This is a genomic window from Advenella kashmirensis W13003, assembly GCF_000506985.1.
Classification (GTDB): Bacteria; Pseudomonadota; Gammaproteobacteria; order Burkholderiales; family Burkholderiaceae_B; genus Advenella; species Advenella kashmirensis_A.
The window spans coordinates 36,432-47,106 of record NZ_KI650981.1 but is presented as its reverse complement, the minus strand read 5'-3'; the positions used below and the strand labels follow the sequence as shown (position 1 = coordinate 47,106).

At 58.0% G+C, this 10,675-nt stretch carries 7 protein-coding genes; 1 reads left to right on the top strand and 6 read right to left on the bottom strand.

What is annotated here, in order from left to right:
- The 6 genes from W822_RS39825 to W822_RS45945 all read right to left on the bottom strand — a co-directional run.
- The coding region (locus W822_RS39825) for an efflux RND transporter permease subunit (protein WP_024006325.1) at positions 1-3,087 on the bottom strand (3,087 nt) is incomplete at its 3' end.
- Positions 3,084-6,176, bottom strand: a complete 3,093-nt coding sequence (locus W822_RS39820; protein ID WP_024006324.1) for a multidrug efflux RND transporter permease subunit — start codon at positions 6,174-6,176, stop codon at positions 3,084-3,086. The genes W822_RS39825 and W822_RS39820, both read right to left, overlap by 4 nt.
- The gene (locus W822_RS39815; RefSeq protein WP_253272322.1) at positions 6,173-7,354 is read right to left on the bottom strand and encodes an MdtA/MuxA family multidrug efflux RND transporter periplasmic adaptor subunit; all 1,182 of its coding nucleotides are present in this window, start codon (positions 7,352-7,354) and stop codon (positions 6,173-6,175) included. The genes W822_RS39820 and W822_RS39815 overlap by 4 nt, the downstream gene beginning before the upstream one ends.
- Before the next feature lie 200 nt (positions 7,355-7,554).
- Positions 7,555-8,310, bottom strand: a complete 756-nt coding sequence (gene zapD, locus W822_RS39810) for a cell division protein ZapD (RefSeq protein ID WP_031243186.1) — start codon at positions 8,308-8,310, stop codon at positions 7,555-7,557.
- A 158-nt stretch (positions 8,311-8,468) separates the two neighbouring features.
- Positions 8,469-9,089, bottom strand: coding sequence for a dephospho-CoA kinase (coaE, locus tag W822_RS39805; RefSeq protein WP_031243184.1), 621 nt, complete (start codon positions 9,087-9,089; stop codon positions 8,469-8,471).
- A gap of 69 nt (positions 9,090-9,158) precedes the next feature.
- On the bottom strand, positions 9,159-9,824 hold the full coding sequence (locus W822_RS45945) for a prepilin peptidase (protein WP_024006320.1): 666 nt from the start codon (positions 9,822-9,824) through the stop codon (positions 9,159-9,161).
- Between the two features lie 138 nt (positions 9,825-9,962).
- Between W822_RS45945 and W822_RS39800 the strand changes: the two genes are divergently transcribed.
- The gene (locus W822_RS39800; RefSeq protein WP_024006319.1) at positions 9,963-10,634 is read left to right on the top strand and encodes a hypothetical protein; all 672 of its coding nucleotides are present in this window, start codon (positions 9,963-9,965) and stop codon (positions 10,632-10,634) included.
- Positions 10,635-10,675 lie beyond the last annotated feature (41 nt).

Sequence of the window (10,675 nt, the reverse complement as noted above, 5' to 3'; positions counted from 1 at the left end):
CTCTCGGTTTTTCTTCTGACGGCGGCGCTCGAACGTAAAGCGCAGCCTGTCCAGATAAATATACACGACCGGCGTGGTAAACAGGGTCAGAATCTGGCTCAGGAACAGACCACCGACAATCGCAATACCCAGCGGCTGGCGCATTTCCACCCCGGCGCCGGTGGCCAGGATCAGCGGCAGCGCGCCGAACATGGCGGCCATCGTCGTCATCATGATGGGGCGAAAACGCACAATGCAGGCTTCATAAATCGCCTCCTCGGGAGGTACGTCTTTTTCCCGCTCCAGCGCCAGGGCAAAGTCCACCATGATAATGGCATTTTTCTTGACGATACCGATCAGCAGAAAAACGCCGATCAGCGCAATGATCGTAAATTCCATATTGAACATCAGCAACGCCAGCAACGCACCGACCCCCGCCGACGGCAGCGTCGACAAAATCGTCAGCGGATGCATATAGCTTTCATACAGCATGCCCAGCACCAGATACATCACCACGAGCGCCCCCAGAATAAGCAGTGGTTGCTGTGAAGATGATTGCTGGAAAAGCTGCGCGTTGCCGCCAAACCCCGCCTGAACCTCATTGGCCGGCAAGCCGATGCGGGCCACCGCGTTATCGATCGCCTGACTGGCCTCTTCCAGGGAAACACCGTCAGCAAGCGAAAACGAGACCGAGTCGGATGCCATCAGCCCCTGATGTGACACCGACAGCGGCGAGGTCCCCACCTGAAAAGAGGCAAACGCCGACAAAGGCACGAGCTTGCCATCCGAGGCGATAATCTGCACCGTTTTGAGCACCTCGGGATCCTGGGCATACTTGATATCAATGCCCATGACCACCTGATATTGGTTCAGGGCACTGTAAATCGTGGACACTTGCCGCTGGCTGAACAGATTATTCAGTACGCCCGCAATGGTCGACATATTCACATTCAGGCGGGTTGCACTTTCCCGGTTGATCACAAGTTCGATACGCCGCCCTTTCTCCTCGGCCTCTGATTGCACATCCACCAGTTCCGGCAACGCCGCCATCGCCTGTCTGACCTGGGGTACCCATTTACGCAAAGTATCCAGATCGCCCGACTGCAGGTCGTATTGATAGGACCCGGCAGAATCACCGCCCCGCCCGGCCCGGATATCCTGCTGCGGCACCAGCGACAGCCTCGCACCTGCGATGGTCGGCAGGGACTTGCGCATATCATTGATGATCTCGGTGACCGACTGTTCTCTTTCGGCAAACGGCTTGAGCTGGATCAGAAAGAAACTGCTATTGCTGCCGCCGCGGCCGCCCGAATAACCCGAGACGGTATCCACATTGGGATTCTGCACGATGGCCTTGCGAAAGGCTTCCAGCTTGGGCACCGAGGCCGCAAACGAGGTCCCCTGGTCGGCACGGAAAAAACCCTGGATCATGCCGGTGTCCTGCTCGGGAAAAAAACCTTTGGGCACGGCAATGTACAAATAGACATTGAGCACCACGGTCGCCAGCAAGGTCAGCAGGGTCAGGAATCGAAAACGGATTGCAAAGCGCAACAGGCGGCCGTAGGCGCCGACCAGTTTGTCGAAGAACGAATCCCAGGCGCGCTGCAGGCGATTCTTCTTCAGATTCGGCTCATGACGCAGCCACTGCGCGCACATCATGGGTGTCAGCGTCAGCGAGACGATGAGCGACATGACAATCGCAATCGATAAGGTCATGGCAAACTCAAGAAACAGCCTGCCGATCAGACCGCCCATAAATAGCAGCGGGATAAAGACGGCAATCAGAGACAGGCTCATACTGACCACGGTAAACCCCACTTCGCGTGCACCGACCAGGGCCGCGCGCATGGGATGCATGCCACGCTCAATGTAGCGCATGACATTTTCCAGCACCACGATGGAGTCGTCCACAACGAAGCCGGTTGCCACGATCAGCGCCATCAGCGAAATCGTGTTGAGCGAATAGCCCAGAAAATACATGAAGATAAACGTGCCCATCAGAGACACGGGTACCGAGATGGCCGGAATCAGCGTGGCGCGCAGACGCTGCAAAAACAGCATCACCACGACGATAACCAGCAACACCGCGATAATCAGGGTCAGCTCAGCTTCATGCAGCGTGGCGCGAATACTGGGCGTACGATCCTGGGCCACATCCAGATTCACCTGCGGTGGCAGCAGTTGCGTCAGCTCCGGCAGCATGTCATTGACCGAATCGACGGTCTTGATAATATTGGCATCGGCTTGGCGGCGCACCAGCAGCACCACGGCCTGCTTGGTGTTATAGAACCCTTTGTTATACAGGCTTTCGGTTGAATCGTACACATGGGCCACGTCACGCAGACGCACGGCCGTATTGTCTTTCCAGGCGACGATCAGGTTTTCGAAATCTTTTGCGTAGCGCAATTGTCCATTGGTGGCCACTTGCCACTGATACTGATCGTTTTCCAGAAACCCTTTTGGATTGACCGAATTGGTCGCCGCCAGCGCAGTGCGCACCGTATCGAGAGAAATGCCCATATTGTTGAGCATATTGGGGTTCAGATCGACCCGTACCGCCGGCAGCGAGCTGCCGCCGACCGTCACTTCCCCCACGCCGCGCACCTGCGCCAGTTTCTGCGCCAGGATGGTGGAGGCAAGATCATAAAGCTCGCCCTGCCCCAGCAGATCCGAGGTCAGGGCCAGGACCATGATGGGGGTCGAAGACGGGTTCACATTGCGATAAGTGGGCGGTTGCTTCATGCTGCTGGGCAGCAGGGGGCGCGCGGCATTGATGGCCGCCTGGACCTCACGCGCGGCAGTATGCACATCCTTGTTCAGATCGAAAATCATGAAAATCGATGTGGACCCCTCGGAACTGCTGGAGGACATCAAATCGATACCGGCAATATTACCGAGCGAGCGCTCCAGCGGCGTTGCCACACTGGAGGCCATGGTCTCGGGGCTGGCGCCGGACAGCGAAGCCCGCACCACAATGACCGGAGAGTCCAGCGTGGGCAGCGGCGCGACCGGCAGCAGAAAAAAAGCCACCATGCCCATGACCGCCACCGCCAGCGCCAGCAGCGAAGTGGCGACCGGCCTGAGGATAAAGGGACGGGACAGACTCATATCTCAGCCTGCGCCGCCACATCGGACGGCTTGCGTTTTTTGACCAGGCGGTCAAACATCAGGTAAATCACAGGCGTGGTAAACAGGGTCAGCAACTGACTGCAGATCAGCCCGCCCACCATGGTCAGACCCAAAGGCTGACGCAGCTCGGCGCCCGTACCGGTCGAGAGCATCAGCGGAATCGCGCCGAACAACGCGGCCAGCGTCGTCATCAGAATGGGACGAAAGCGCAACAGCGCGGCCTGGTGGATCGCCTTGACCGGCGGCAGTCCCTGGTGGCGTTCGGCATCCAGCGCAAAATCAATCATCATGATCGCGTTTTTCTTGACGATACCGATCAGCAGGATAATCCCGATAATGCCGATCATATCCAGCTCATTGCCTGACAGCATCAGCGCCAGCAGCGCGCCCACGGCCGCCGACGGCAGAGTCGACAGAATCGTTACCGGATGGATATAGCTTTCATACAGCACGCCCAGCACGATGTACATCGTAAATACAGCGGCCAGCAGCAGCCACAAGGTGCTCGACAGCGAGGATTCGAATGCCTGCGCGGCACCCTGGAAGCGCATATCCACAATGGACGGCAGCCCGATCTCGGTGCGAATGTCATTGACGCGCTGCACGGCCTCGGACAGCGAAGTACCCGGAGCCAGGTTAAAGGAGACCAGCGCAGACGGAAATTGATCGACGCGCATGACTTCCAGCAGTTCCTGCCCCGGCACGATCTGCGCCAGTTGCGTCAGGGCGATCGGCGTTCCTTCTGTGGTTTTGATATACACATGATCCAGGTCTGCCGGATTATCCCGAAAATGCTCCGCCACTTCCATGACCACGCGGTATTGCGCCGACTGGGTAAAAATCGTCGACACCAGCCGCTGTCCAAAGGCGTTATACAAGGCTTCGTCAATCTGCGTCATGGTAATGCCGTAGCGTGCGGCGGCGTCGCGATCGACCTTGACCAGTGTTTGCAACCCGTTGAACTGGAAGTTGTCGGTCACCCCGGCCAGTGCCTTATCGGCAGCCAGACGCTCGACAAATATCGGCACCCATTTGCGTAACTGGTCGGTATCCAGACTGGACAGGCTGAGCTGATACTGCGTGCGCGATACCCGGGCATCAATGGTCAGGTCCTGCGACGCCTGCAGATAGACTTTCATGCCACTGACCTGCGCCGCCTTGTCTTCCAGTCGCTGCATCACATCGGTAATGGCATCACGGTCTGCGGCGGGCTTGAGTTCAACCTGCATTCTGCCTGTGTTGAGCGTCGCATTGGAACCATCCACCCCAATGAAGGACGAAACGGATGCCACGGCCGGATCATCCTTGATGGCCCGGGCAATCTCCACCTGACGCTCGGACATCATTTTGAATGACGATGACTGGGGCGCTTCGGTAATGATCTGGATCATACCGGTATCCTGCTGCGGGAAGAAGCCCTTGGGTATCCACATATACAGCAGGACCGTCAGCACAAAAGTCAGCAGCGCCACCAGCAGTGTCAGCGGCTGATGACGCAGCACTACGGTCAGCATCCTGTCATAGCCGTGAATTACACGATCGATCGCCTCGCCCATTTTTCGGTGCAGACGATTGCCTTCGTAGGCCGATTCGGGCTTGAGCATGCGCGCGCACATCATGGGCGTGAGCGTCAGCGAAATCACAAGTGAAATAATGATGGCCGTCGCCAGCGTGATGGCAAATTCGCTGAACAATCGACCAATCACGTCACCCATGAACAACAGCGGGATCAGCACGGCGATGAGCGAGACGGTCAGCGAGATCAGGGTAAAACCGATTTCCGCCGAGCCCTTCAATGCCGCCTGCAACGGTGTTTCTCCATTCTCGATATGACGGGCAATATTTTCGATCATGACGATGGCATCATCGACCACAAAGCCGGTAGCGATGGTCAGCGCCATCAGGGTCAGATTATTCAGACTGAATCCCAGCAGATACATCACGCCGAAGGTGCCGACAATGGAAAGCGGCACGACAATGGACGGAATGACCGTCGCGCTGAAGCTGCGCAGGAATGCATAGGTCACGACGATCACCAGCAGAATCGCCATCAGCATTTCGTTCTGCACGTGATTGATGGATTCACGAATGGTTTCAGTCCTGTCCGCGACAGTATTGATATCCAGTGAGGCCGGCAGTGCCTGGCGCAGCTGCGGCAGCAATTTTTTTACATTGTCGACCACATCGATTACATTGGCGCCGGGCTGACGCTGGATATTCAGCAAAATGGCCGGCTGATCGTTGATCCACGCCGCCTGGCGTACATCTTCTGCACCCTGGATGGTATTGGCCACATCCTTCAGCCGCAGGGGCGCACCGTTGTTGTATGCCAGGATCAGGTCATTGTATTCTTCGGGGGTTTTAACCTGGCTGTTGGCGTAAATGGTCGTGCCGCGCCGCGGACCGTCGATATTGCCTGTAGGCTGGTTGACATTGGCCGCGGTAATGGCAGTGCGCACATCGCTCAGCGTCAGGCCATTGGCAGCCAGGGCCGTGGGATTGACCTGAACCCGCACGGCAGGTCGCTGCCCGCCGGCAATGCTGACCAGCCCGACACCGGAAATCTGCGACAGTTTCTGCGCCATCCGGGTTTCGACCAGATCACGCGCCTCATGCAGCGGCATATTTTCAGAGGTGATGGCCAGGGTCACCACGGGCCGGTCTGCCGGATTGACCTTGTTATACACCGGGGGCATCGGCATATCCGAGGGCAGCAGGTTCGAAGCGGCGTTGATGGCCGCCTGCACCTCCTGCTCGGCCACGCTCATCTCCACGTCCAGACCGAACTGCAGCGTCACGACTGATGCGCCGCCGGAACTCGACGAGGTCATCTGCAACAGCCCCGGCATCTGCCCGAACTGCCGCTCCAGCGGCGAGGTCACCAGCGAGGCCATGGTATCGGGCCCCGCACCCGGGTATAACGAGACGACCTGAATGGTCGGATAATCCACTTCCGGCAGCGCCGAGACCGGCAACAGGCGGTAGGCCACCAGCCCGCCCAGCAGGATTGCAATCATGGCCAGCGTCGTGGCCACCGGCTTCAGGATGAAAGTCCGGGAAATACTCACTTGACGATCTCGACTTTGGCGCCGTTGCGCAGACGATCTACGCCCTCGGACACAACCTGTTCGCCTTCGGCCAGACCCTTGGTGATCTGGGTATAGCCACTGTCGACCACGCCCAGTTCAATCTGGCGGGTCTCGACGGTGTTGTCTTTTTTGGCCACGTAAACATAGGCGCCGCGTGAACTGTTCTGAATCGCGTCGGACATGACCACCAGCGCGTCCGGAATCTCGCGGACTTTCAGTTCTGTATTCACAAACTGATTCGGAAACAGGGTCTCGTCCTCATTGGCGAATGTGGCCTTCAGCTTGACCGTGCCCGTCGTGGTATCCACCGCGTTGTCCATGGACGACAACTCGCCTTCGGCCAGTTGCACCTTGTTATCCCGGTCCCGCAGGATGACTTTGAGCTTCTTTCCCTGATATAACGGACCGGCAACATCAGGCAACCAGGACTCGGGCATGGAAAAGACCACGGCAATCGGCTGCACCTGAGTAATCGTGACAATGCCCTCTGTGGCGTTCGCCGTAATCAAATTACCTACGTCAACCGTGCGCAGGCCCAGACGACCGCTAATGGGGGCACGCACCTTGGTGTAGGTCAGCGAGAGTCTGGCATCGTCCACGGCAGCCTGATTGGTCTGGGCCTGACCTTCATACTGACGCACCAATGACTGCTGGGTATCGACTTGCTGACGGGCAATCGAATCCTGTTTGAACAGCGTCTGGTAGCGCTGAAGATCGCGCTTGGCGTTGGCCAGCAACGCGGCATTCTGTGCCTGCGTGCCCTTTGCCTGCTGCAAAGCGACTTCGAAGGAGCGTGGGTCGATCTCGACCAGCACATCGCCTTCATTGACCTTCTGGCCTTCGGTAAAAAGAATTTTCTGTATCGGGCCATCAACCCGGCTGCGCACGGTCACGGTATTGAACGCCGTCACCGTACCTAACCCCGTGACACTGACGGTCAGCGATTTTTTCATGACCGGCACGACACTGACCGGTGTGGCTGCTGCGGTGGCCTGGCCACCGCGCCCGCCCCGGGAACGTCCGGCGCCGCGCTCTGCCTGCCCTGCGGCCGGCTTCGCCTGCTGTTGCGCGCTGGTTTTCTGATCCGTCCCGGCGCTGTCGCCGCGCTGATGCCAAAAATAATACCCGCCGCCGATCAGCAGCAGAATCAAAAGCAAGAACAGGAACTTACGGGACTTTTTGTTTGAACTTGCGGGATCCGGCATAGGTTAGAATTCGCTTCTTATCGAGAAGCCCCTATTTTTACCTATTTACACAGGGCTGGCATCCTTTTGCTGATGATTGTAATAAATCGCAACCAGCCAGTTGTAACAGAAAGCCGGTCCGCATCCGCATGACAGCCGCAATGCATGACGGCTTACACGTTGCAAAAAGACATTTTGAAAACGGTCGGTGTCGTGATGAGCTGCGTTTTATACTGGGCGTCCAATTCGGAGAACCGCACCCAGACCACATATTTGTTGGCGCTGATTTCGGGGTAGATCAGGCGTTCGTCCGACACCCAGACGCGTACCATCTGGTAGATTTTGCCGCCGAGCATTTCCTGGAACACGCCGCCTTCCTGCGTGCTCGCATCAATAGGGCTTCCCGATTCACGCAGCATTTTCAACACCACACTGACACCGTCAAAGAGGGGCATGAAGGGTTCCACCCACTCTTTGATCGCACGCTGCCGGTTCTCGTCGGCCGACAATTGCCAGGCATGGTAGGACGGAATATCAATCTGCGAAGTCCCGCCCGGCACGGCAAAACGGTTTTTCAGACTCATCAGCCATTCATTTTCGCGGGCCGCCTGGCCGATCCTGCCTTTGCCCATCAGCGCGGCGGACACCCGGCTCAGATCGGCAACGGCGGCATCAAGCGCATTCAAATCAATATTGGGATGATGCCGATAACTTTCCAGATTAACCTTCTGCTTGTCGATATCCTGCAGAATACCGGAGCGCACTTCAGCACGATCGCAAGTATCCATGATTTCGAACAGCAGCGACAACGCCACATGCTGGTGCATGGGACTGGTGCCACTGATAAATGCAAACAGGCGCTTGAAAAGATATTCAAGCCGCATCAGGGAGCGTATACGTTCGTTAATGGGATATTCGTATAAAACCAATTGACTGACCCTTTTGTTTTTTGCTATCACATCTGGCAGAAGCGACATCACCGGCTGTCGACCGGCTGGCCCCGTTGCCTGCGTCCGGTATGTGGCGTCGTCGCCATCCCCGCTGCGCTGCTGCTATTGATCCTGGGCGCACTGCGTGCGGCCACCCTTCACGATGCCTTGCGTTGCGCCATCAACTGCAGCCAGCTGTCATGCACTTGCTGCACTCGTTCTTCAAGCATGGCTGTCGAAATGCCGATGCCGTTGAAAATTACATCGTCCGCCGCCGCCAGTCGCTGACCGCGCGACGCCTGGGTGTTCATAATGTCTGTGACGGCTTGCGCGGAAAGACCACTGCGCGCCTGGACCCGCGCAATCTGCTCGGTTTCTTCACAGTCTACCACACAGATCCGGTCCATTAACGGCCGGTATCGGGCGAGCGACTCGACCAGCAACGGAATGTCGTAGACCAGATAAAGGCCCGTGGCTGCCTGCGTTGCCGCCTGCATCGCCGCGCCGATGAGCGGATGCAGGATCTGCTCCAGACGATGGCGTACCTTCACATCGTCAAATACCCGCTGACGCATATAGCTACGATCCATGGCGCCATCCGCCTGCACTGCCCGTTGTCCGAATTCGGCGGCAATGGCCGGCATGGCCTGGCCACCCGGTTGAGTCAGAGCCCGCGACAATGCGTCGGCATCTATCACGCTCGCACCTCGCGCAGCCAGAAACTGAGCAACGGTTGATTTGCCCGAGCCAATGCCACCTGTCAATCCTATCCTGAACAACCCCGGCTCCTGTGAAAAACAAGGCCGGGCGCGCCACGCCAGGCCTGGACCTTTCTGAACAACTTGTTCTTAAATGGACGTGGGGCCGAGCGCAGACAGATGAACCGTCAGCGCACCGAATGCCAGACAGGGACCGAACGCAATTGCGCGCAGGTCAGCGCCCACCACCCATCGTTTGACTAGAATGTACACCAGTCCCGTTAAACTCGCCACTAATAACGCCAAGGGTAACTGTTCGTAAGGAAGCCACACAGTCAGTACCGCGATCAGTTTGAGGTCGCCCCAGGCCAGGCCGACGCGGCCACAGAACGCAAGCTGCGCCTTCATGAAGAGGATGGCACCGAAACAGATCAGAACAAACAGCAGCAGCGCCGGACCGGAAGACGGCATGCCCGGCAGGCGCAACGCCAGCGCAATCAGCCCCACCCAAAGCAGAATGACCAGAAGATAGTCCGGCAACAATCGCATCTGCATATCGGCCAGCGTCAGCAATGCCAGCCCATAACAAAATATCAGCCAGTGCGGCGCTTCGCCACGCAGCCATACCAGAAGAAAAACCGGCAGCGCCACGGCGGTCAGCTGCAGGCGGGCACGGTAAAAGGAGCCCGGCGCCATGACGATACAGGCCACGATCCGGGTGCTGCCGTAGCGCCAGCACAAGACCCTGACCAGCAGAAAATACGCAGGCCACAGACTCAGCGCCAGTACGAAACTGACTACAATACCGGACATCATGCTGGTTCAGCCCCTCGGAAATCCGAAGACCCTCGTGAAGCAAACCGAGGGTACGAACCGACGCACAGGCATGGTAAGATGCCGCTAATCCGATCCCTGTCCCACCCCTGAATTCTGCCAAACATGGAAAACCCTGTCATGCGTCTTGCTCAATGTCGTTCCGCAACCGCCCTGCTGTCCGCGCTTTTCCTGGCCTTCCTGGCCGGCTGCAGCAGCCCGACGTCATCCTCGGTGTCCGCCGGCGCGGCCAGCGACACGGCCACAACAGAACGCAACACGACTTCGATCCTTAACCGCGACGGTCGGGGGCAACTGCTTATTCCTATTGGCAGCAATGAGCCCACAGAAGCACAGCGTCGTGCGGAACGCCAGCGCCAGTCCACCACACAGGGCCTCGTACCCGAAGGTCGGGCTTATCTGGGTTCCATCCCGTGCGAAACAGCAGCATGCTCGGTCCAGCGCGTCACGCTCACGCTGTTGCCAGACGGCCGCTGGCGCAAGGTTTCACAGCCCTTGTCGCCAGCAGGTGCCATCCGTACAGAGTCGGGCTGCTGGACCGCAGAGGCCGGCACGCCACCCTATATCCATCTGCAACCGACTGCCCAGGCCAGTGACCGTTCTGGTCAAAGCGCTCGTTCAGGTCAAAGCGATTTAGCCACGCTGCGCATGCAAAGTCCTGCCGTTCTCAGTGTGCAGACACTCGGCACCCAGAAACTGGCGCATCGCTATACCCTGAACATACAGGCCGATACGGAATCAATCCGCGCCCTGCAAAACGACACCTCGTTTTTCTGCCCCGCGCAGGGCTGAGCACGCAAGTGCGCCTGTACGAGGAAGCGCGGTCACCGAAC